This window comes from Pararhodobacter marinus, assembly GCF_003122215.1.
GTDB lineage: Bacteria > Pseudomonadota > Alphaproteobacteria > Rhodobacterales > Rhodobacteraceae > Pararhodobacter > Pararhodobacter marinus.
The window spans coordinates 135339-156425 of record NZ_QEYD01000012.1 but is presented as its reverse complement, the minus strand read 5'-3'; the positions used below and the strand labels follow the sequence as shown (position 1 = coordinate 156425).

At 68.1% G+C, this 21087-nt stretch carries 25 protein-coding genes; 7 read left to right on the top strand and 18 right to left on the bottom strand.

The genetic code is table 11. The annotated features are described in order from the left end of the window. Positions 1-6: 6 nt before the first annotated feature. Together C4N9_RS18380 and C4N9_RS18375 are read right to left on the bottom strand one after the other, a co-directional pair. A complete protein-coding gene (locus C4N9_RS18380) occupies positions 7-822 on the bottom strand; it encodes a universal stress protein (RefSeq protein WP_109534815.1) in 816 nt (271 codons plus the stop codon). Positions 823-829: 7 nt separating this feature from the next. Next, a complete protein-coding gene (locus C4N9_RS18375; protein ID WP_109534814.1) occupies positions 830-1837 on the bottom strand; it encodes a Hint domain-containing protein in 1008 nt (335 codons plus the stop codon). 177 nt (positions 1838-2014) lie between these two features. On the opposite strand from C4N9_RS18375, the gene C4N9_RS18370 reads away from it, so the two are divergent. The 4 genes from C4N9_RS18370 to C4N9_RS18355 all read left to right on the top strand — a co-directional run bounded on the left by C4N9_RS18370 (position 2015) and on the right by C4N9_RS18355 (position 5022). Next, positions 2015-2794 carry an SDR family oxidoreductase gene (locus C4N9_RS18370; RefSeq protein ID WP_109534813.1) on the top strand — a complete coding sequence of 260 codons (780 nt, stop codon included), beginning with the start codon at positions 2015-2017 and terminating at the stop codon, positions 2792-2794. A gap of 190 nt (positions 2795-2984) precedes the next feature. Further along, positions 2985-3803 carry an alpha/beta fold hydrolase gene (locus tag C4N9_RS18365; RefSeq protein ID WP_109534812.1) on the top strand — a complete coding sequence of 273 codons (819 nt, stop codon included), beginning with the start codon at positions 2985-2987 and terminating at the stop codon, positions 3801-3803. Next, the gene (locus C4N9_RS18360; protein ID WP_109534811.1) at positions 3800-4759 is read left to right on the top strand and encodes a threonine ammonia-lyase; all 960 of its coding nucleotides are present in this window, start codon (positions 3800-3802) and stop codon (positions 4757-4759) included. Before C4N9_RS18365 ends, C4N9_RS18360 begins: the two co-directional genes overlap by 4 nt. Continuing rightward, a complete protein-coding gene (locus C4N9_RS18355; RefSeq protein WP_109534810.1) occupies positions 4756-5022 on the top strand; it encodes a DUF167 domain-containing protein in 267 nt (88 codons plus the stop codon). The genes C4N9_RS18360 and C4N9_RS18355 overlap by 4 nt, the downstream gene beginning before the upstream one ends. A gap of 9 nt (positions 5023-5031) precedes the next feature. Here the strand turns inward: C4N9_RS18355 and C4N9_RS18350 are convergent, their stop codons facing one another. The 4 genes from C4N9_RS18350 to ruvC form a co-directional block, all read right to left on the bottom strand. After that, positions 5032-5283 carry a hypothetical protein gene (locus tag C4N9_RS18350; RefSeq protein ID WP_109534809.1) on the bottom strand — a complete coding sequence of 84 codons (252 nt, stop codon included), beginning with the start codon at positions 5281-5283 and terminating at the stop codon, positions 5032-5034. Between the two features lie 74 nt (positions 5284-5357). After that, positions 5358-6389, bottom strand: a complete 1032-nt coding sequence (gene ruvB, locus C4N9_RS18345; protein WP_109534808.1) for a Holliday junction branch migration DNA helicase RuvB — start codon at positions 6387-6389, stop codon at positions 5358-5360. Positions 6390-6476: 87 nt separating this feature from the next. Further along, positions 6477-7154, bottom strand: coding sequence for a Holliday junction branch migration protein RuvA (ruvA, locus tag C4N9_RS18340; RefSeq protein ID WP_109534807.1), 678 nt, complete (start codon positions 7152-7154; stop codon positions 6477-6479). After that, positions 7151-7657 carry a crossover junction endodeoxyribonuclease RuvC gene (gene ruvC / locus C4N9_RS18335; RefSeq protein ID WP_109534806.1) on the bottom strand — a complete coding sequence of 169 codons (507 nt, stop codon included), beginning with the start codon at positions 7655-7657 and terminating at the stop codon, positions 7151-7153. Before ruvC ends, ruvA begins: the two co-directional genes overlap by 4 nt. A 344-nt stretch (positions 7658-8001) precedes the next feature. On the opposite strand from ruvC, the gene C4N9_RS18330 reads away from it, so the two are divergent. Continuing rightward, on the top strand, positions 8002-8211 hold the full coding sequence (locus C4N9_RS18330; RefSeq protein ID WP_109534805.1) for a DUF1127 domain-containing protein: 210 nt from the start codon (positions 8002-8004) through the stop codon (positions 8209-8211). Positions 8212-8293: 82 nt separating this feature from the next. Here the strand turns inward: C4N9_RS18330 and C4N9_RS18325 are convergent, their stop codons facing one another. From C4N9_RS18325 to lepB (C4N9_RS18285), 9 genes are all read right to left on the bottom strand, one after another. Continuing rightward, a complete protein-coding gene (locus C4N9_RS18325; RefSeq protein ID WP_109534804.1) occupies positions 8294-8611 on the bottom strand; it encodes a hypothetical protein in 318 nt (105 codons plus the stop codon). A gap of 126 nt (positions 8612-8737) precedes the next feature. Next, a complete protein-coding gene (locus C4N9_RS18320) occupies positions 8738-9607 on the bottom strand; it encodes a 50S ribosomal protein L11 methyltransferase (protein ID WP_109534803.1) in 870 nt (289 codons plus the stop codon). A gap of 42 nt (positions 9608-9649) precedes the next feature. Then, positions 9650-10297 (bottom strand): peptide-methionine (S)-S-oxide reductase MsrA, encoded by a 648-nt coding sequence (gene msrA, locus C4N9_RS18315; protein WP_109534802.1) that lies wholly within the window; start codon positions 10295-10297, stop codon positions 9650-9652. Between the two features lie 102 nt (positions 10298-10399). Beyond that, positions 10400-10735, bottom strand: a complete 336-nt coding sequence (locus C4N9_RS18310; RefSeq protein ID WP_109534801.1) for a DUF1491 family protein — start codon at positions 10733-10735, stop codon at positions 10400-10402. 108 nt (positions 10736-10843) lie between these two features. After that, positions 10844-11755, bottom strand: coding sequence for a GTPase Era (gene era / locus C4N9_RS18305; protein ID WP_109534800.1), 912 nt, complete (start codon positions 11753-11755; stop codon positions 10844-10846). Between the two features lie 29 nt (positions 11756-11784). Next, on the bottom strand, positions 11785-12669 hold the full coding sequence (locus C4N9_RS18300; protein ID WP_109534799.1) for a DMT family transporter: 885 nt from the start codon (positions 12667-12669) through the stop codon (positions 11785-11787). Further along, a complete protein-coding gene (gene rnc, locus C4N9_RS18295) occupies positions 12666-13361 on the bottom strand; it encodes a ribonuclease III (protein WP_109534798.1) in 696 nt (231 codons plus the stop codon). Before rnc ends, C4N9_RS18300 begins: the two co-directional genes overlap by 4 nt. Next, positions 13361-14143, bottom strand: a complete 783-nt coding sequence (gene lepB, locus C4N9_RS18290) for a signal peptidase I (RefSeq protein ID WP_109534838.1) — start codon at positions 14141-14143, stop codon at positions 13361-13363. The genes rnc and lepB (C4N9_RS18290) overlap by 1 nt, the downstream gene beginning before the upstream one ends. Positions 14144-14323: 180 nt before the next feature. Beyond that, complete coding sequence (gene lepB, locus C4N9_RS18285) at positions 14324-15121, bottom strand: signal peptidase I (RefSeq protein WP_109534797.1); 798 nt, start codon at positions 15119-15121, stop codon at positions 14324-14326. 271 nt (positions 15122-15392) lie between these two features. Here lepB (C4N9_RS18285) and C4N9_RS18280 point away from each other — a divergent pair, with 271 nt between their 5' ends. Together C4N9_RS18280 and lepA are read left to right on the top strand one after the other, a co-directional pair. Further along, positions 15393-16544 carry a mandelate racemase/muconate lactonizing enzyme family protein gene (locus C4N9_RS18280; protein ID WP_109534796.1) on the top strand — a complete coding sequence of 384 codons (1152 nt, stop codon included), beginning with the start codon at positions 15393-15395 and terminating at the stop codon, positions 16542-16544. A 62-nt stretch (positions 16545-16606) separates the two neighbouring features. Then, positions 16607-18406 carry a translation elongation factor 4 gene (gene lepA, locus C4N9_RS18275; RefSeq protein ID WP_109534795.1) on the top strand — a complete coding sequence of 600 codons (1800 nt, stop codon included), beginning with the start codon at positions 16607-16609 and terminating at the stop codon, positions 18404-18406. 126 nt (positions 18407-18532) lie between these two features. Here the strand turns inward: lepA and C4N9_RS18270 are convergent, their stop codons facing one another. From C4N9_RS18270 to C4N9_RS18260, 3 genes are all read right to left on the bottom strand, one after another. Then, positions 18533-19012 (bottom strand): REP-associated tyrosine transposase, encoded by a 480-nt coding sequence (locus C4N9_RS18270; RefSeq protein WP_109534794.1) that lies wholly within the window; start codon positions 19010-19012, stop codon positions 18533-18535. A gap of 126 nt (positions 19013-19138) precedes the next feature. Beyond that, positions 19139-20299, bottom strand: a complete 1161-nt coding sequence (locus C4N9_RS18265; protein WP_109534793.1) for an AI-2E family transporter — start codon at positions 20297-20299, stop codon at positions 19139-19141. Positions 20300-20375: 76 nt separating this feature from the next. Next, a complete protein-coding gene (locus C4N9_RS18260) occupies positions 20376-21086 on the bottom strand; it encodes a DUF1638 domain-containing protein (RefSeq protein WP_109534792.1) in 711 nt (236 codons plus the stop codon). Position 21087: the final 1 nt, after the last annotated feature.

The window sequence follows — 21087 nt, the reverse complement described above, 5'->3', positions numbered from 1 at the left end:
CTTCACTCAGCCGCTGGGCAACGCGGCGGCGATCAGCACGTCGGACGGCGGCACCCGCACCAGATCGCGCGCGTAATTGCCCAGACGCGGCTCGGCGGGCTTGCGCTCGGGCTCGTCGGCGGGGGCATCCGATTGCGTGCCCAGACACAGAAGATCGGCGTCAAGCTCGCGGTGCCGGAAGGCCAGAACCTGATGCACGCCGCCTTCGACGATCTCGGGCGGCTCGGCCAGAGGCGGCAGGCCCGGACGCGCCAGAAACGCCTCGCGCGCCTGTTCGGCCCGGGCGCGCATTGTCGCCTTCTCGCGTCCCAGCGGCACCTGCAACGCATGGATCGCGTGGAACTCCGCCTCGGGCGCGACCCGGGCGGCGCAGATCAGCGCCTGCGCCGAGGCGGCCGAGAAATCGGTGGCCAGCAATACCTGCCGATAGGGCCGATGCACCGGCAGCCGGGCGATCAGCACGGGGCAGGGCGCGGCCAGCACCACCCGCTCCATCGTCGTCAGGCGCAGAAGGTCCAGCACCCGGCGCTCGCGATGGGGGCCCAGCACGATCAGCCCGGCCCCCTCGGCACGGGCCAGATCGGCAAGCGCGGTCTGAACCGGACCGTCCAGCAGCCGCACGCCATCGGCGCCCGCTTCGGCGGCGATCTCGTGCAGGCTGGCTTCCAGATCGGCGGCCGCGATCTTGCGCGTGTCGTCGCCCCGAACATGCGCCAGCAGGACCTGCGCCCCCCGGCTGCGCGCCAGCGAGCGGGCGCGGGCGGCGACCGGCGCGGAACGGTCGGTCAGGTCGGTGGCGGCGATGACGGTGGCGAAGGGCATGAGGGCCTCAGAAGCGGGAAGCGGCAGGACGATCGCGCAGGCGCGACACGAGTTCGGGGGCAAGCTCGGCCCCCGTATGAGCCTTGTGAGACAGGCCGGGGAAGGCCGCGCGCAGCGGCGTGGCCAGATCCTCGGGCAGGCGGGTCACGACGGTGGGACAGACCATCAGGCTTTCGCAGGGAACGCCCTCGGCATAGATCACCTCATGCGCGTCGAAGACGAGCGAGAAATACTCGACGAAACCGCCCTCGCGCCGCAGAATCCCGGCATCGTCGACCAGATGGCGGGCTTGCACCAGAAGCTCGGCCGCGCCGGCCAGCGCCCGCGCCTCGCGCCGATACAGAAAGAGCCGGTGATGCGGGCTGATCGTCAGCGCGTGGGGGTTGCCCATCACGCCGGGCAGCACCGTCACCGGCGCGAAACCGCCTTCGGCGCGCAGGGTCACATCGCCTTTCCAGCGCAAGGGCTGCGCGCCGTGATCGCGGGTGATGACCGCGTCGCCTTCGGCCAGATCCTCGACCGGGACCTGCCGCCCGTCGGCCATGGCGATCCGGGTGCCGCGCGCGAAGGCACCGGCGACGATCCCCGCCAGCCGGATCGGGCCGGGCGCGTCATCGGTGGCGATCAGCGTATAGGTCAGGCCCGTGCGCAGGGGCGAGAGCGGCAAGGCGAAGCGCGCGCCCGCCGTGGTCAGCGCCAGCACCTCGACCAGGTCGCCATCGGGCGCCATCAGCGAAAGGCGGCCTTCGAGCACCACGGGCTCTCCGGGCCGGCCGATCGCGCTGCCCTCGGCCAGCCGTCCGTTCCGATCGGCATCGAGATCCAGCATCAGCGTCAGAACCCGCGCGCGCTCGTCCAGCCGGTAGTAATCGCCGCAGATGCTGTCGGCGGGCGCGGGCATCGGATCGCCCGCATTGGCGCCCGAGAGAACCTTCAGCACCCGCGCCGGATAGACCGCCACCGCATGCACGGCGCGGGCCGGCGAGGCGGGCGCGGTCGGGTAAGGCTGCGACATGTCGGGCGATCTCGGTCAGCGGGAGGAAAGAGCGGGAGAAGACGGGGGACAGCGCGATACTAGGACCGTGGCGCCCATGGCGTCAATCGCGGGTCCCGAAGACAGGTCCCGGTCGCCCCCACGTTGCCCCGCCGCAGGCCCGGTGCTAGGTCTTTGCGCAGCAACAGGAGACAGAACATGGATCTCGGGATCAAGGGTAAACGGGCGCTGGTCTGCGCCTCGTCCAAGGGGCTGGGCAAGGGCTGCGCCAAGGCGCTTGCGGAAGCGGGCTGCGCGCTGGTTCTGAACGCGCGGGGCGAAGAGGCGCTGGAAGCGACGGCAGCGGAACTGCGCGAGACCTACGGCGTGCCGGTCACCGCCGTGGCCGCCGACATCACCACCGAAGAGGGCCGGGCCAAGGTGCTGGAAGCGGCGGGTCAGATCGACATCCTCGTCACCAATGCGGGCGGCCCGCCGCCGGGCGTGTGGTCGGACTGGAGCCGGGACGATTTCATCAAGGCGCTCGACGCGAACATGCTGACGCCCATCGCGCTGATGCAGGCGCTGCTGCCGGGCATGATGGAGCGCGGCTGGGGCCGGGTGGTCAACATCACCAGCCAGGCAGTCAAGGCCCCGCTGGCGCCGCTGGGCCTGTCGAACTCGGCCCGCACCGGGCTCACGGGCTTCGTCGCCGGCACCTCGCGCCAGATCGCCGGATCGGGCGTGACGATCAACAACCTGCTGCCCGGGATCCACGATACCGACCGCGCCACCTCGCTCGACAAGGGCGTGGCGGAGAAGCAGGGCGTGACGATGGACGACGCGCGCAAGCAACGCGAGGCGACGATCCCCGCCGGGCGCTATGGCACGGCGGAGGAATTCGGCGCCACCTGCGCCTTCATGTGCTCGCAACATGCGGGCTTCATGGTGGGCCAGAACGTGCTGCTGGACGGTGGCGGCGTGAATACCACGCTGTGACGGAAGGGCGGGCCCGCGGGGGCATCGAGCCCCCGCGGGCCCGCACGGGGGGCTCTGCCCCCCGCCGCGCGTGCCGCGCGCCCCCCGGGATATTTGGGGAACAAAGAGGGGCGCAGGCATCCGGGGCTCTGGCGCTTGCTTGCCCGGCGGAAAACCGCGTGGTCTAGTGAGCAAAAAACACGGAACAAGCATGCCCAAAGTGACCGCCGCCGATGGCGCCCAGCTCTATTACACCGATGAGGGCCACGGGATTCCGTTGCTGTGCCTTGCCGGGCTGACACGGGATTCCCGCGATTTCGATTACCTCGCGCCGCATCTGCCGCCGTTGCGGATGATCCGGCTGGACAGCCGCGGGCGCGGGCAATCCGACTGGACCGGGGCCGAGACCTATACGATCGTGCAGGAAGGCGCCGATGTGCTGGCGCTTCTGGACCATCTGGGGCTGGAAAGCGCGGCGATCCTGGGCACCTCGCGCGGGGGGCTGATCGGCATGTACCTGTCCGCCGTGGCGCCCGAACGGGTGCGCGGGCTGGTGCTGAACGATGTGGGCCCGGTGATCGAGCGCGCGGGGCTCGACCGGATCCGCGATTACATCGGCCGCACGCCCGAGCTGCATTCGCACGCCGCCATGGCCGTCGCGCTGGAGCATTCGATGACCGGCTTCGACGCGCCGCCCGCGCGCTGGATGCAGGAGGCGCGGCGCCATTACGTGCAGACCGAGCAGGGTCTCGACCTGCCCTATGATCCGGCCCTGCGCACGGCGTTTCTGGAGGCGATGGCGCAGCCGCAGGCCGATGCCTGGCCCCTGTTCGACGCTTGCCTGGGCAAGCCGCTGGGCCTGATCCGGGGGGCCAATTCCGACCTGCTCAGCGCGGCCACGGCCGAGGAGATGCAGGCGCGCGCGCCCGACCTGATCTTCGAAGAGGTGCCCGACCGCGCGCATGTGCCGTTCCTCGACGAGCCCGAATCTTTGAGCGTCATCCACCGTTTCCTGGGATTGCTGATTTGACCGATATCCACATGATCGACGCCGCCGCCGGGCGGCTTTCGGGGCATGCGCGGCGCACACCGCTGCTGTCTTCGCCCTTTCTCGACGAGATTGCCGGGCGCCCGGTTTTCGTGAAGGCCGAATGCCTGCAGCATACCGGCTCGTTCAAGTTCCGTGGCGCGTGGAACGCGATTTCGGCCCTGCGCGAGGCGGGCGAGAGCAAGGGGATCATCGCCTTTTCGTCCGGCAACCATGCGCAGGGCGTGGCGCTGGCGGCGCGGTTGCAGGGGCTGCCCTCGGTCATCGTAATGCCGGCCGACGCGCCGGCGATCAAGATCGAGAATACCCGCGCGCTGGGCGCCGAGGTCGTGCCCTATGACCGCGCCACCGAGGATCGCGACGAGATCGGCGCGCGGCTGGCGCGCGAGCGCGGCTTGTCGCTGGTGAAACCCTTCGACATGGCCGAGGTGATCGCCGGACAGGGGACGAGCGGGCTGGAAATCGCCGAACAGGCGGCCGAGGCGGGGATCGACCGCGCGCAGGTCCTGGTGCCCTGCGGCGGGGGCGGCCTGACCTCGGGGATCGCGCTGGCGCTCGAGGCGCGTGCGCCGGGCTTTACCGTGCATCCGGTCGAGCCCGAGGGATTCGACGATGTTCTGCGTTCGCAGAAGGCGGGTACGCGGCAGCGCAACGAACGGCTTTCGGGCTCGATCTGCGACGCGATCATCACGCCCACGCCCGGCGATCTGACCTGGCCGGTCATCCAGCGGCTCTGTGGCGAAGGCTTCGCGGTGAGCGAGGACGAGGCGCTGAAAGCCATGGCGCTGGCCTTCGACCGGCTGAAGATCGTGCTGGAACCAGGCGGCGCGGTGGCGCTGGCGGCGGCCTTGTTCCGGCCCGGCGAAGGCCCGGTGATCGCCGTCGCGTCGGGCGGCAATGTCGACCGCGCGATGATGGCCCGCGCGCTGAGCCAGTGACCCTGCCCGATCTGAGCGCGCTGGCCAAGCCCGGCGCGCGCATCGCGGTCCGTGCCACGCCGCGCGCGAAGCAGGACGGGATCGAGAAGGGAGCCGAAGGCGAGCCTCTGAAGATCCGCGTCACCGCGCCCGCCGACAAGGGACGGGCGAATGCGGCGGTGACGAAGCTGCTGGCGAAAGCGCTGGGCGTGGCGCCGTCGCGGCTGACATTGCTGCGGGGCGAAACCGCGCGCGACAAGCTGTTTCAGCTGGATCGGGATTGAAAGACGGGCTCAGCCCTCGTCGGTCTCGCCGGCGCGGCGCACGCGGTAGACGCCTTCGGGCAGGTCCAGCGCGGCGCGCAATTCCTTGAGTTGATGCATCGACAGGTTGATGACCATCACCTCGTCGGTATCGGGATCGACCTGCGTCAGGGTGACGCCGTCGTCATGGCTTTCGATCACCACATCCTCGTTCAGAGGCGCGTCGCCCTCGTCGATGAGGGTGATGACCGTGGCGTCGAAATCGTGCTCGATGGTGAACATGCGACCAGCCTAGCGCAGCCAGTGGCGCGCGCAATCGAAATCCGCGTGACGGGAGCGGGCGGCGTGCGCGCGGGTCATTCCGGCTCGAAAAGATCGGTCTGACCCGGGGCGCGGGGCGGGGTCAGGCCCAGATGGCGCCAGCTGGCCTGCGTCAGCATCCGGCCGCGCGGGGTGCGCGCGATCAGTCCCTGTTGCAGCAGATAGGGCTCGATCACCTCTTCGATCGCGTCGCGGCTTTCGCTGAGCGCGGCGGCGATGGTTTCGACGCCCACCGGCCCGCCGCCATAACTTTCGGCCAGAAGCCGCAGATACCGCCGGTCGGCGCCGTCGAGGCCCAGCTTGTCCACGCCCAGCCGGGTCAGCGCGCTGTCGGCCAAGACCTGCGTCAGCGCGCCGTCGCCTTCGACCAGCGCGAAATCCACCACCCGGCGCAACAGCCGCCCGGCGATGCGCGGCGTGCCGCGCGCGCGGCGGGCGATCTCGCGCACGCCCTCGGCCTCGGCCCGGACGCCCAGAAGCCGGGCGCCGCGCGCGACGATCTCGCACAGTTCGGGCTCGGTGTAGAATTGCAGCCGGGTGGGAATGCCGAAGCGGTCGCGCAGCGGCGTCGTCAGCAGGCCCAGACGGGTCGTCGCGCCGACCAGCGTGAAGGGCTGCAGCTCGATCCGGACGGTGCGCGCGGCGGGGCCTTCGCCGATCACCAGATCGAGCTGAAAATCCTCCATCGCCGGGTAAAGCACCTCTTCCACCGCCGGGTTCAGGCGGTGGATCTCGTCGATGAAGAGCACGTCGCGCGCTTCCAGATTGGTCAGGATCGCCGCCAGATCGCCCGCCTTGGCCAGAACCGGCCCCGAGGTCATGCGAAAGCCCGAGCCGAGTTCGCGCGCCATGATCTGCGCCAGCGTCGTCTTGCCCAGACCTGGCGGGCCGTAGAACAGCGTGTGGTCCATCGCCTCTTCGCGCATCCGCGCGGACTGGATGAAGACCTTGAGATTGGCGCGGGCTTCGTGCTGGCCGATGAATTCATCGAGCATCTGCGGGCGCAGCGCGCGGTCGGCATCCTCGGGCTGGCTTTCGGGGCGCAGGGTGGGGTCGGGCTCGGTCATGTCAGGGGTCTAGCGCGCGAGGGCTGGTCCCGGAAGCGGGACTTTGCCCCGCATCCCGGAGTATTTGGGACAAGATGAAAGCCAGGGTCACTTCGGGGCCAGCAATTTCAGCGCGGCGCGGATCAGCGCCGGGGCCTCGGTTTCGGTTTCGGCGGCGGTGGCGACGGCCTGCGCGGCCTCGGACGGGCCGTAACCCAGATTGGTCAGCGCCGAGAGCGCATCGGCCTGCGCCTGTTGCGAGAGGCGGCGGGCCGAGGCTTTGGGCTTCGTGGCGGGTACGGGGGCTTCGGCGGGGGCCTCGGGCGCCTCGATCACCTCGGAGTCGCCGTCGAGATCGGGCGCGGTGCCGCCCATCGCCATCACGGCGGGCGCCTTGTCCTTAAGCTCCATCACCACGCGCTGCGCCAGTTTCGGCCCGACGCCCGGTGCCTTGCGGATCGCGCCCGCATCGCCGATGGCCAGCGCGCGCGCCACGCCTTCGGGGCCCAGCGTGCCCAGGATCGCCATCGCGGCCTTGGCGCCGACCCCCTGAACCGAGACCAGCAGCCGGTGCCATTCCTTTTCCATCAGCGTGGTGAAGCCGAAGAGCTGCAGCAGATCCTCGCGCACCAATAGCTCGGTATAAAGCGCGGCCATGCCGCCGGGGCCGGGCAGGGCCATCAGCGTGCGGTCCGAGACATGGACGACATAACCCACGCCTTTCACATCGAGCAGGACGTGGTCGGCGGCCTTGTAGTCGATCCGCCCCGACAGTTTTCCGATCATCCCGCCGCCCTCAGGGCCGCTTCCAGCCGTCCGCTGCTTTGCATGTGGAAAGCGTGGCACAGAGCCACGGCCAGCGCGTCGGCGGCGTCGGGGCTTTCGATCTGCACGCCGGGCAGCTGCATGCGCACCATGTGATCGACCTGCACCTTGGCGGCCTTGCCCACGCCCACCACCGCCTTCTTGACCGCGTTCGGGGCGTATTCGCCGACCGTCAGCCCCGCCTGCGCCGGCACCAGAAGCGCGATCGCGCGGGCATGGCCCAGTTTCAGCGTCGCCACGGCGTCCTTGTTGACGAAGGTCTGTTCGACCGCGGCACAATCGGGGCGCTGCGCGCGGAGCACGGCTTTGAGCTGGACGTGAAGCTGCAGAAGGCGGCTGGCGAGATCGGCCTTGCCGTCGGTATGCAGCACGCCATTCGCGACATGGCGCAGGCGGGTGCCGTCGACATCGATCACCCCCCAGCCCAGATTGCGCAAACCGGGGTCGAGTCCCATCACACGCATGCTGCCATCCTGCCCGTTGATCCCGCGTTTCGATCCTGTGTCGGTTGGCCCGACCTTGGCGCCACGGTTAGCACGAAAAGTGAACATTGGCCAGCGGAAAGCCGGCGCGGGGCGGGTGCGCGAGAGGGGGGTGTCACAAGCCTGTTGCATGTTTCGCAATTGCCGCTAGATATGTCGTATTCCACCCACGTCCTCGTGCGAAGGGTTCCTTCGCGATGCCCGATGCTATGCCTTGCAAGCATGGCAGGGATGCAGCGAATCCGTCTACTCAATGCCCAGCGGCGGGGCTATTTCCGCTCGTGAAGCACAAAGCTTCGGCAGTATTGAAACGACAGGAGCCTCCGATGGCATTCTTCACCACCGCCCGCCCCGTCGCCGACGGCGTGTTCGGCCGCAGCCTCGGGTTCTCGTTCGCCGATGTCTTCGCCCGCGTCGCCGCGTGGAACGACAAACGTGTCACCCGCCGCGAGCTGGGCAAACTCTCCGATCGTGAACTCGACGATATCGGTCTTTGCCGTGGCGACATCGAGGACGTTGTCAACGCCATGCGTTGATCCATGCGCCTCATCGTCAGACGACAGTAACGCCGCCCGGTCCCCCGGAGCGGCGTTTTCGTTTGGGGAAAGAGGGGGGGCGTTACAGCGTCGCCGCCGCACGCGACGGATCGGACCCGCCCCGCATCGCGGTGGCCAGCGCCGTGCTGATCGGGTCCGGCCCGGCGATCCACAGGTAGACCTGCGCGCCAAGACCGGCTTCGGCCGCAGCGGTGGCGCGGAAATGCTCGGTCCCATGCGCAAGCGCGGCGGCCTTGAGCAGGATGAAGCAGACGAGCGTTCCGCCCAGCACGCTGAAAACCGAGGCCAGTCGCCGGGGTTTCGCTTCGCGCGCTTTGACGGCTTCGACACGGGCGGACAGGACGCGCTCCATCCGGCGCATGAAATCGGGGCTTTGCATCGGGACTGACTCACGGATGACACGGAACGGGGGTCATCGTGCCGGGCGATTTGGGCGAAAATCAGGCCAAGGCAGCGCCCGCCGCAACCGGGCCGCGAAAATGTGTCGGGCGGGGCCGGCCGCCGCTCAGACCCGTTTCAGGACCAGCGTTGTCCAGTCGCCGATTTCCTCGCGCTCGAGTTCGGCGAAACCGGCCGCTTCATAGGCGGCCAGCACATCCGCCGCCTGCGTGTTCAGAAGCCCCGACAGGATCGCAAGGCTGCCCGTCTCGGTATGGCGGGCCATGTCGGGGGCGATGGAGATCAGCGGACCCTTGAGGATATTGGCGAAGACCAGATCGAAGGGCGCGCGGGCCTCGATCAGCGGGTGGTGGAAGCCCACCGCTTCGATGCATTCGACCCGGCCGGCCAGACCGTTGGCGATGACATTGGCCTCGGCCACGTCGACCGCGACCTCGTCGATATCGCTGGCCAGCACCGTTTCCGGCCAGATCTTGGCCGCGCCCATCGCCAGTACGGCGGTGCCGCAGCCGACATCGATCACGTTGCGGCCGTGAAAGCCCCGCTCGGCCAGCCGGTCGAGCGCGCGCAGGCAACCCAGCGTGGTGCCGTGATGGCCGGTGCCGAACGCCATCGCCGCCTCGATCAGAAGGCCGATCCGGTCCTCGGGCAGTTTCTCGGCATCGTGCGCGCCATAGACGAAGAAGCGCCCGGCCTCGACCGGCTTCAGCTCGCGGCGGACATGGGCGACCCAGTCGATCTCGGGCAGTTCCGAAACCGCGAATTCCGCCGCGCCATAGGCCGCGGCCATCAGCGTGAGCGCGATATCGTCGGGGATCTCGGTGAAATAGGCGCCGACTTCCCACAGGCCCGAGCCGTCTTCCAGCTCGAACACGCCGACGCCAACGGGCTCGGGCTCCATCTCTTCCAGCGCTTCGCCCAGAGCCTGGGCGCGGGCCTCGTCGGGCAGGGTGGTCAGAGCGGTATAGGTCGGCATGGGCGGTCTCCGAAGGGATATACCGCCCTAGCCGCTCAGGGATCAGACCGCAAGGCCCACGGGGCAGCTGACGCCGGTGCCGCCGATGCCGCAATAGCCGCCCGGGTTCTTGGCGAGATATTGCTGGTGGTAATCCTCGGCCATGAAGAAGGGCGGGGCATCGCGGATCTCGGTGGTGATCGTGCCCAGACCGGCGGCGCGCAGGCGCTCCTGATACAGCTTGCGGCTGGCCTCGGCGGCGTCGCGCTGTGCCTGCGAGGTCGGGTAGATCCCGCTGCGGTACTGCGTGCCGCGATCGTTGCCCTGCCGCATGCCCTGCGTCGGGTCGTGGCCTTCCCAGAACACCTTGAGCAGCGCCTCGTAGCTGACCACTTCGGGGTCGTAGATCACGCGGACCAGTTCGTTATGCGCGGTCTTGCCGGTGCAGACTTCCTGATAGGTCGGGTTCGGCGTGTGGCCCGCGCCGTAGCCCACCATGGTCAGCCAGACGCCTTCGGTGTTCCAGAACAGCCGTTCCACGCCCCAGAAGCAGCCCATGCCGAAAATCGCCTCTTCCATGCCGTCGGGGATCGGCGCGGCCAGCGGGCGGCCGGTCAGGAAATGGGTTTCGGCGGTCGGGATCGGCTGGGCGCGACCGGGCAGCGCCTCGTCGGCCGAGACCAGGTCGTAGGATTTCGAGGAAAAGAACATCGGCGGTCCTCCTGTTGATCCCCGCCAGATAATCCGCCGCGCGCGCGATACAAGGCAGGCGGTCGGAGAGGGGGACGGGCGGCGGGCTCCGGGCAGCGGGCCTCAGCCGTCGAGCCCCGGCTCGTCGAGCAGGGTGCGGCCGTGGCGGTCCTCGACCTCGATCACCCACAGATCAGGATCGCGCGCGCGTTCGCGCGCGATCTGCGCGTCGATCTCTGGCTCGGGGCCGCGCGCGATCTCGGTCCAGCGGCGGCTATCGCTCAGCAGGTCGAATTGCCGCTGGTGCAGGCTGGCGGTGCCGTCGAGCGGGCTTTGCTTGATCAGCACGCTGCCGGCATTCGCATCGCCCTTCGACACGACGAAGGCGGGGATATCGGCCAGCCGCAGGCGCGAGAGATAAGCGCCGACCCAGAAATCGGCGGTCAGGCGCGCGGTCACGGGCGGCAACCGTCCGGGTGCGAGGGGCTGCGCGCCCCTCGCGCTCCCGCGCCAAAGGGGGGCACGCCCCCCTTTGGAAACCCCGTGAGTATTGGAGGCAAAGTGAAATCAGGCATTGCCGTCGCGGAAATCGAGACCCATCTCGCCATAGCGCTCGGCCTCGTCGAGCCAGTTGGTGCGCACCCGCACGGTCAGAAACAGGTGGACCTTGCGGCCGAGGAAGTCGGCGATCTCGGCGCGGGCCTGCTGGCCGATCGCCTTGACCGTCTCGCCCTTGTGGCCCAGCACGATGCCCTTGTGGCCGTCGCGGGCGACGAAGATCACCTGGTCGATGCGCACCGAGCCGTCCTCGCGGTCTTCCCAGTTCTCGGTCTCGACCGTCAGTTCGTAGGGCAGTTCCTGATGCAGGCGGAGTGTGCATTTCTCGCGCGTCATCTCGGCGGCGATCATGCGCATCGGCAGGTCGGCGATCTGGTCCTCGGGGTAGAGCCACGGGCCTTCGGGCAGTTCCGCGCCCAGCCAGGCCTTCAGATCCTGCGCTCCGTGGCCGCGTTCGGCGGAGATGAGGAAGGTTTTCACGAAGGGATAGGCCGCGTTCATGTCCTGCGTGAGCTTCAGCAGCGCCTCGGCCTTGACCTTGTCGATCTTGTTGATCGCCAGCGCGACCTTCTGGCGCGGATTGGTGCGCGCCTCGAGCGCGTCGAGGATGGCCTTGACGCCGTCGGTCAGGCCGCGATGGGCCTCGATCAGGAGGACGACGATATCGGCATCCGCCGCCCCGCCCCAGGCCGCCGCCACCATCGCGCGATCGAGCCGGCGACGGGGGCGGAACAGGCCGGGCGTGTCGACGAAGACGATCTGCGCCTCGCCTTCGAGGACGATGCCGCGAATGCGGGCGCGCGTCGTCTGCACCTTGTGGGTCACGATCGACACCTTCGCCCCGACCATCCGGTTGGTGAGGGTCGATTTGCCCGCATTGGGCTCTCCGATCAGGGCAACGAAGCCCGCGCGTGTGGTCATGGGGAGATCTCCAGCTGAAGTCCCGGCGCTTATACCATGCGCCGTCCGCGGGCCAGCGTGAAGAGGCCCGAACCCACGATCAGCACGCAGCCGGCGATCATCCACGCATCGGGGACCTCGCCGAACATCAGGGCCGCGAGGATCAGCGCGAAGACGAGGCGGGTATAGCGGAAGGGGGTGACGACCGAGACCTCGCCCGTGCGCATCGCCACGGTGAGCGCGGCATAGGCGGCGACGCCGAACAGGGCGGTCAGGGCGATTTGTGCAGCGGGGAGGGGGCCGGGCAGCACGAGCGGCGTGCGCGCGGCGAGTTGCACGACGAGGCCCGCGACGAACAGCACGGTCATGCCCAGCACGCCGAGTTGGGCATTCGTCACGGTAAGCGGCGCGGCGCGGGTGGCAAGGTCGCGCCCGGCGAAGCCCAGCATCCCCAGCACGGCGAAGATCGCGGCCATGTCCATGCCGTCGCCCGTGGGGCGCAGCACCAGCATCACGCCCGACAGCCCGACCGCGATAGCAAGCCAGCGCCGCCAGCCGACCTTTTCGCCGAACACCACGACCGCGCCCGCGACCACCACGAGCGGTGTCGCCTGCAGGATGGCCGAGGTCAGGCCGAGGCCGGTAAAGGCCAGCGCCAGCGAATAGAAGAGCCGCCCGCAAAGCTCGATCCCCGAGCGCAGCATCAGCCCGCCTGTGAGTCGCGGCAGCGGGCGCTCGCCGCGACTGAGCGCGATCAGGGCGAAGCCGGCCATGCCCAGCAGGCCGAATCCCATGATGGCGATGGCGGGCGGGACATGCGCGGTGGCGGCTTTCAGGCTGGCATCTTCCAGCGCGAAACAGGCCATGGCCAGCACCATGAACAACGCGCCTCGCCGGTTCGACGCGGCGCCCAGGGACGGGGACGCGGGGATCATTCCTGCGCGACCTGCCGCAAGAGCGCCTGCGCGGCGGCCTGTTCGGCCTGCCGCTTTGCCCCGGCCTTGCCCTGCGCGCGGCGCCCGTCCTGAAGCTGGGCCTCGATGGTGAAGACGGGCGCATGCGGCGGGCCGTCGCGGTCGAGCTCGACATAGCGCGGCGGGGCCTCGCCGCGGGCCTGCGCCCATTCCTGCAGCGCGGTTTTGGGGTCGCGGGCATCCGCGTCGACCTGCTCGATCTTGTCGTCCCAATGCGACAGGATCACCGCACGCGCGGCCTCGAGCCCCGCATCGAGATAGACGGCGGCCAGCACGGCCTCCATCGCATCGCCCAGAAGCGCCTCCTTGCGGCGCCCGCCCGAGATCATCTCGGACCGGCCCAGCCGGAGCACGGCGCCGAGGTCGATCTTGCGGGCGATGGCGGCGCAGGCCTCCTTGCGCACCAGGGCGTTGAAGCGCGGCGCGAGCTGGCCCTCGGTCGCGTCCTTGTCGGCCGAGAACAGCGTCTCGGCCATGACCAGCCCCAGAACCCGGTCGCCCAGGAATTCCAGCCGCTGGTTATGCGGCCGCGTGGCGGACCCCGCCGAGGCATGCGTCAGCGCCCGCTGCAACAGCGCGGGACGCTCGAAACGGTGGCCGAGACGGTCGGAGAAAGCCGCCATGTCGGCGGAAAGCGTGGGACCCTTGGGCATCAGTGCAGCGCGTGAAACAGCCTGTCGAAACGCCAGGTCCAGACCGCCAGAAGCGAGGACCCGGCCGAGGAGAAAATCACCCGGTCGGCCCGCCCGATCAGGTTCTCGACGGGGACGAAACCGACCCCGCCGCGCGCCAGCGCATAGCGCGAATCGAGCGAGTTGTCACGGTTGTCGCCCATGACGAAGACATGGCCGGGGGGAACGGTGAAGGTCGTGGTCGTATCGGCGAAACCCAGATCCGACAGGTTGAGCACCGGATAGCTCACGCCGTTGGGCAGGGTCTCGATCGCGCGGTCCTTCAGGCAGATGCCGCCGGGACGCGGATGGTTGCGACAGCGCGGCATGGCGCCGCCGGGACCCTGGGGCGCATAGATCTCGCGGTAGCTGCCGGCCTCGCGCCGCGCGACCATCCGGTCATTGAGAAACAAGAGCCCGTCGCGCATCTGCACCCGGTCGCCGGGCAGGCCGATCAGCCGCTTGATGTAATCGTCGCCGTTGCGCGGATGGCGGAAGACGACGATATCGCCGCGCTCGGGCATCGCCCCCCAGAGCCGGCCCTCGATCGGGCACAGCGCGAAGGGGCAGGAAAAGCGCGACCAGCCATAGGCGAACTTGTTGACGAACAGGAAATCGCCGACCAGCAGCGTTTCTTTCATCGAGCCCGAGGGGATCCAGAAAGGCTGCACGAGGAACGAGCGCACCAGACCCGCCAGCAGCAGCGCCAGAGCGACGCTCTTTGCCGTCTGCCACCAGCTTTCCCATCTGGGCCTGTTGCCGATGTTCACCCTGAAGACGCGCCCCCGATCCGGCCACGCCGCCCGGTTGCGGACGCGACGGCACCTTCTGCGGAGTGCGGCCCGGGGTGTCAAGCGGCGACGGTGTCGCGCAGGAAAAGGGCGCGCGGCGGGCTGACCCCTTCCGCGCGCCCTGTCTGCCGGACCGACGGTCCGACCGACGCCTCAGTCCTGATAATGCAGCGAGTGGAAGAAGCGGTCCATGCGCCACGTCCAGAAGGCCAGCATCGAGGTCCCGGCGGACGAGAACATCACCCGGTCGGCGCGGCCGATCAGGTTTTCGAACGGCACCATGCCCACGCCGCCCGACGGCTGCGGGAAGCGCGAATCGACCGAATTGTCGCGGTTGTCGCCCATGAAGAAGAAATGCCCCTCGGGCACGGTGAAGACGGGGGTGTCATCGGCGAAACCGCCATCCTCGATATTCAGCACCGGGTAGCTCACGCCGTTGGGCAGGGTCTCGATCTCGCGGCCCTTCAGGCACTGGCCGCCCTGACCGACCGGCGCGTTCTCGCAGCGCGGATACTGGCCCGCACTGCCCTGACGTTCGTAGGTTTCGGCGAAATCGCCGTCGGGGCGCCGCTCGACCGGCTCGTCATTGATGTAAAGAAGGCCGCCGCGCACCTGGATGCGGTCGCCGGGCAGACCCACCAGGCGCTTGATCAGGTCGTCACCGCTGACCGGGTGGCGGAACACGACGACATCGCCGCGCTCGGGCATCGAGGCGAAGATCCGGCCCGAGATCGGGCAGATCGCGAAGGGGCAGGAATAGCGCGAATAGCCATAGGCCCATTTGTTGACGAACAGGAAATCGCCGATCAGCAGGGTTTCCTTCATCGAACCCGAGGGGATCCAGAAAGGCTGGAAGAACAGCGTGCGGAAGACGCCCGCGATGAGCAGCGCCCAGATCACGGTTTTCACCGTTTCCCAGATCCCGTCCTTCTTTTCTGCGCCGGCAGCCATGGTTCGTCCTCACGTTGCTGCCCGCAGGCATGTCACGCGGGGTTTCTGAACCGGCCCCGGCGGCGTGTCAAGCGCGGGGCGGGGCGGTCCCGGAGCCGTGATGGCGCGCCTGTGGCCGGGCGGGCAGGGGGGCTGTCTGCCCCCCTCTTGGCCTGGCGGCCAATTCACCCCCCGAGGATATTTGCGGCGTAAAGATGGGCGCGAGAGGCCTCGTCACCGGCGCGGCGCGCGGCTAGGATCGCGGGCTGTGGGGCGGCGCGGGAGAGAGCGTGTGAAACTGAAACGGCTCGAGACCTTTCACAACGAATTCGTCTGCATGGTGCGCGCCACCGACGAAGAGGGCGCGATCGGCTGGGGGCAATGTTCGACCTATAATGCCGATATCACCGCGCAGGTCTTTCACCGCCAGATCGTGCCCTGGGCGCTGGGGCAGGAGACGGGCGATATCGCCGGGCTGGTGGCGCGGATCGAGCGGGCCGAGCACAAGTTCCCGGGGTCTTACCGCAACCGGGCGATGGCGGGGCTGGATACCGCCTTGTGGGACCTGGCCGGGCGGCGTGCGGGGCTGCCGGTGGCGGCGCTGATCGGCGGGACGGCGGGGCCGGTGCGAGCCTATGCCAGTTCGATGCGGCGCGAGCTGACCCCCGAGGCCGAGGCCGAGCGGCTGAAGCGGATCTGCGGCGAGCAGGGTTTTACCGCGGCCAAGTTCCGCATCGGCGCCGAGATGGGCGAGGATCGCGACCAGTGGGAGGGGCGGACCGAGGCGATCATCCCCGCCGTCACCGCAGCCCTGCCGGGCATCGAGACGCTGGTCGACGCCAATTCCGGCTTCGGCGTGGCCCGCGCGATCGCGGTCGGACGGATGTTGCAGGACCACGGTGTCGGCCATTTCGAAGAGCCGGTTCCGTGGTGGGATCTGGAGGCGACGCGCGCGGTGGCCGGGGCGCTGGAGATCGACGTGGCGGGGGGTGAGCAGGAGGTCGAGACCGGCCGCTTTGCGCAGATGGTCGGCATCCGGGCGGTGGATATCGTCCAGCCCGACGTGATGTATCTGGGCGGGTTGGCCAAGACCCTGCAGGTGGCGCGGATGGCGGAGGCGGCCGGGCTGCCGGTGACGCCGCATGCCGCCAATCTGGGGCTGGTGACAATGGCGACGATGCATCTGCTCAGGGCGCTGCCGAATGCGGGCAAGTATCTGGAATTCTCGATCGAGGGCGACGATTACTACCCTTGGCAGCGAGGCCTGTTCGCGGGCGATCCGTTCCGGGTGACGGACGGGCAGCTCACGGTCAGCGAGGCGCCCGGCTGGGGGATCGAACCCGATCCCGGCTGGCTGGCACGCGCGACCTATACCGATTCCGATGCCGCGACGGGCTCGGCCTATGGTGCGCTCTACCACGAAACGCTGGGCGCGCGGCTTTAGCGCCCCTTTTCACCCGTGCACGCATCCGCTATCTGAGCCTCTACCCCAGCCGAGGCCAGCAGATGACCGAGCTCGACCGAATCCGCAATTTTTCCATCGTGGCGCATATCGACCACGGGAAGTCCACGCTTGCCGACCGGCTGATCCAGCTGACCGGCACCGTGGCCGAGCGCGACATGAAGGCGCAGATGCTCGACGCGATGGATATCGAGCGCGAGCGCGGCATCACCATCAAGGCAAACTCGGTGCGGATCGAATATCCGGCCAAGGACGGCCACACCTATATCCTGAACCTGATCGACACGCCGGGACATGTGGACTTTGCCTATGAAGTCAGCCGCTCGATGCGCGCGGTCGAAGGCTCGCTCCTGGTGGTCGATGCGTCGCAGGGCGTCGAGGCGCAGACGCTCGCCAATGTCTATCAGGCGATCGACGCCAATCACGAGATCGTCCCGGTTCTCAACAAGATCGACCTGCCCGCCGCCGAGCCCGAGCGGGTGAAGGAGCAGATCGAGGACGTGATCGGCATCGACGCGTCGGACGCGATCCCGATCTCGGCCAAGTCGGGGATGGGGATCCCCGAGGTGCTGGAAGCCATTGTCAACCGCCTGCCCGCGCCCAAGGGCGACCGAAACGCGCCCCTCAAGGCGATGCTGGTCGACAGCTGGTACGACCCCTATCTGGGCGTCGTCGTGATGATCCGCGTCATGGACGGCGTGATCCGTAAGGGCGACCGGATCAAGATGATGCAGACCGGCGCCGTCTACGGTGTCGACAAGCTGGCCGTGCTGAAGCCGCAGATGGTCGATATCGCCGAGCTGGGGCCGGGCGAGATCGGCATCTGGACCGGCTCGATCAAGCAGGTGCGCGACACCCGCGTCGGCGATACGATCACGACCGAGAAGAAAGGCACCGACAAGCCCCTGCCGGGCTTCAAACCCGCGCAGCCGGTGGTGTTCTGCGGCCTGTTCCCGGTCGATGCCAACGATTTCGAGGACCTGCGCGACGCGATCGAGAAGCTGCAGCTCAACGATGCGTCCTTCAGCTCGGAAATGGAGACCTCGGCGGCGCTGGGCTTCGGGTTCCGCTGCGGTTTCCTGGGGCTTTTGCACCTGGAAGTGGTCCGCGACCGGCTGGAGCGCGAATACGATCTGGACCTGATCACCACCGCGCCGTCGGTGGTCTACAAGATCCATATGCGCGACGGCACGATGCAGGAGCTGCACAACCCCGCCGACATGCCCGACCTGACCCATGTCGACCATGTCGAGGAGCCGCGCATCAAGGCGACGATCATGGTGCCCGACGAATATCTGGGCGACGTGCTGAAACTGTGCCAGGACCGCCGCGGCATCCAGCTGAACCTGACCTATGCCGGGGCGCGGGCGATGGTGGAATACGATCTGCCGCTGAACGAAGTGGTGTTCGATTTCTACGATCGCCTGAAATCCGTGACCAAGGGTTACGCCAGCTTCGATTACGCGATTACGGGCTATCGCGAGGACAATCTGGTGAAGATGCAGATCCTCGTGAATGACGAGCCCGTCGATGCGCTGTCGATGATGGTGCATCGCGACCGGGCCGAGGCGCGGGGCCGGCAGATGTGCGAGAAGCTGAAAGAGCTGATCCCCCGGCACATGTTCAAGATCCCGATCCAGGCGGCGATCGGCGGCCGGGTGATCGCGCGCGAGACGCTGTCGGCGATGCGCAAGGACGTGACGGCCAAATGCTATGGCGGTGACGTGACGCGCAAGAAGAAGCTTCTGGAAAAGCAGAAGGCCGGCAAGAAGAAGATGCGCCAGTTCGGCAAGGTCGAAATCCCGCAGACGGCGTTCATTGCCGCGCTGAAGATGGACAGCTGAGGCGGTTCTTCTTCAGGCTTGGGGCCATGGTTCCCGAAGGGCGCCAGGATCTCCGCCATGACAACGCTGTAGGGTGCGTGGTTTCCACGCACCGATCCGGCACATGGTGCGTGGAGACCACGCACCCTACAGGCTCAGCCCTGCGCGGCGGTCGCGGTGCACCGAGGAGAACGGCCAGTCCTCGGGCCGTGCGACCAGCCCGTGTTTCACCGGGGCGTCGCGGCAATAGGCCAGAAGCGCCGCGTATTCCTCGTCGTCGCGCACATGGTGTTCCCAATAGCGCCGTTGCCACAGCCCCTTTTCCCCGCGTTTCACATGGCTTGCCCGTCGTGGCCCCGCCGGCAGGCCCGTCGAGAACCGTGCCTTGATCAGCCGCCAGCGGGTGGCATAGTCGCAATCCGCCTCGGGGAGGGTCCAGACGCAGTGCAGATGGTCGGGCAGGACCACCATCGCGTCGACGGTGAAGCCGCGTTCCTGCCGGGTGCGGGCGACGGCGAGGCGCAGGCGATCGACCTGATCGGTCAGCAGCGTGTCGCCTCGCCGCGCGAGATGCACGCTGAAAAAGATCGTGGCTCCGGGAAGCCTGAGGCGGCGATAGGACGACATGGCCCCATCTGGGCACCGAAGGTTTGAAAAAAGGGTTAACCTGCCTGGACTCCCGTGAGCCCCGTTCTCAGCCCTCGCCGCACCCCGGCCAGATCCGGCCCTTGCGGACCGGCGCCGCGACGACCCTTATTCCGCCGCCTGCCGCACGCGGGTGTCTTCCTCGGGCAGGGTCCCGGCCTCTTCGATTTCCGGCAGCCCTTCGCGCGAGAGCAGCACCGCGACCGGGCGGGCCGAGGGGATATGCGAGCACACGATCATCGCCGCGACCATGATCGGCACGGCAAGGAACATCCCCGGGATCCCCCACAGCGCCCCCCAGAAGGCAAGCGAGATGATGATCCCGAAGGACGACACCCTGAGTGCGCGGCCCATCAGCATCGGGTCGATGACCGAGCCCAGCACGAACTGCACCATGCCCGCGATCACGAAGACCAGAAGCGCGGTCGCGGGTTCGGGGACCTGGATCAGCGCCACGAGGCCCAGAAGGATCGTCGCGATGATCGAGCCGACCGAGGGGATGTAGTTCAGCACGAAGGTCAGGATCGCCATCGGGCCCGCGAAATCCAGCCCGAATCCTTCCATCAGCGCGTAGACGGCGATCGCGGTGGCGACCGAGACGGCGGTCTTGACCAGCAGGTAATGGTTCACCCGCCGGACGATGGAATGGATGATGCGTCCCACCCGCCGCGCCTTGGCCTTGTCGTGCAGAAGGTTTTCCAGCTTGGTGTTGAACCACAGCCGTTCGGCGAACATGAAGCCCACGAACAGGATCACCAGCGTCGTCGCCGACAGCAGGTTCGAGGCCTGTCCGGCCAGCGTCGACAGATAGCCCGATACCTCGATCGAGCGGATCGAGGTTTCGACCATCTGCTCGGCCTCGGGCGAAATCCACGCGGCCAGGCGCGAAATGGCGGTGATCGCCTGGTCGGTATAGCCCACGGTCGTCGTGACCACCGCGTTGACCTGGCTAATGATGATCCCCGACAGGGTGAGCAGCAGCACCGCGATCATCGTGAAGGCGCCCATCGAGGCCAGCCAGTTCGTGATCTTCCACGAGCCGATGCGCAGCTTCGAGAAAGCGTTGATCGCGTCGGCGGTGAGCGAGAACAGGATGATCGCGATCACCAGCGAGATCAGGATGAACCGCGCCTGCACCAGCAGGAACAGGATCATCGAAAAGGCCAGGATTCCCAGGAACCAGGTCTGCAGCCGGTTACGGTCCACCAGCGAAAGCCGATGCGCGCTGTCGGTGTCCGTATGGGCGGGGTCAATCTCGTGCGGGGTCATCGGTGCCTGGTTCGCAGGGTTTTCATAAGACTAGGGTGCGGGGCGGTCCGACACAACTGCCGAACCGAGCGCGCGCTTATCCGCGCCGCGCGGCCGCGGCCTCAAGCGCGGGAACGAGGTCGCCATAGCCCGTCACGCGGCGTTCATAGGCAAGTCCCAGCCGCTCTGCACAATCGCGCGCCATCGCGTCCAGCGCGGGATCGTCGATCTGGGCCAGGTAGATCAGCCGTTCGTAATTGCCGAACATCATCCCGATCAGTTCGGGGTGGCGGTCAAACCCCATGGGCCGCCAGACGAAGGCGTCGAATTGCCGGACCAGAAAATCGGTCAGGTAAAACGCGGTGATCTCGTCCTCTGCCCGCGCGGCGAAATCGGCGTTGCCCGAGAAGAACGCGTAGCAATGCGGGCCCTCGACCATCTCGACGCCGAGCGCTTCGCACCGGGCCTGCAACAGCCCCCCGGTGCCGCAATCGGCATACACCACAAAGATCTCGTCATAGCGCGCGCGGTATTTCCCCACCGCCGCCTCGACCGCGTCGGGAATCCGGTCGGGCCACAGATGCAGGTTGGCGGGCAGGCAATGCAGGTCCAGATGGGTCCAGCCATTCGCCGCCTTGATGGCGAGGATCTCATGCGCCAGCGCACCGCAAGCGAGGGCCAGCACGCGCCCCTCTCCCCCCGCCTCACCCTCGGGGCGAAGCCCCTGCGCCGTCAGTTGCGCGTCGGTCGGGGCCTCCGTCGCAGCGTCGGTCGCGCCCTCGGTCGGGGGGGCAGGCCGGGCGGGCATC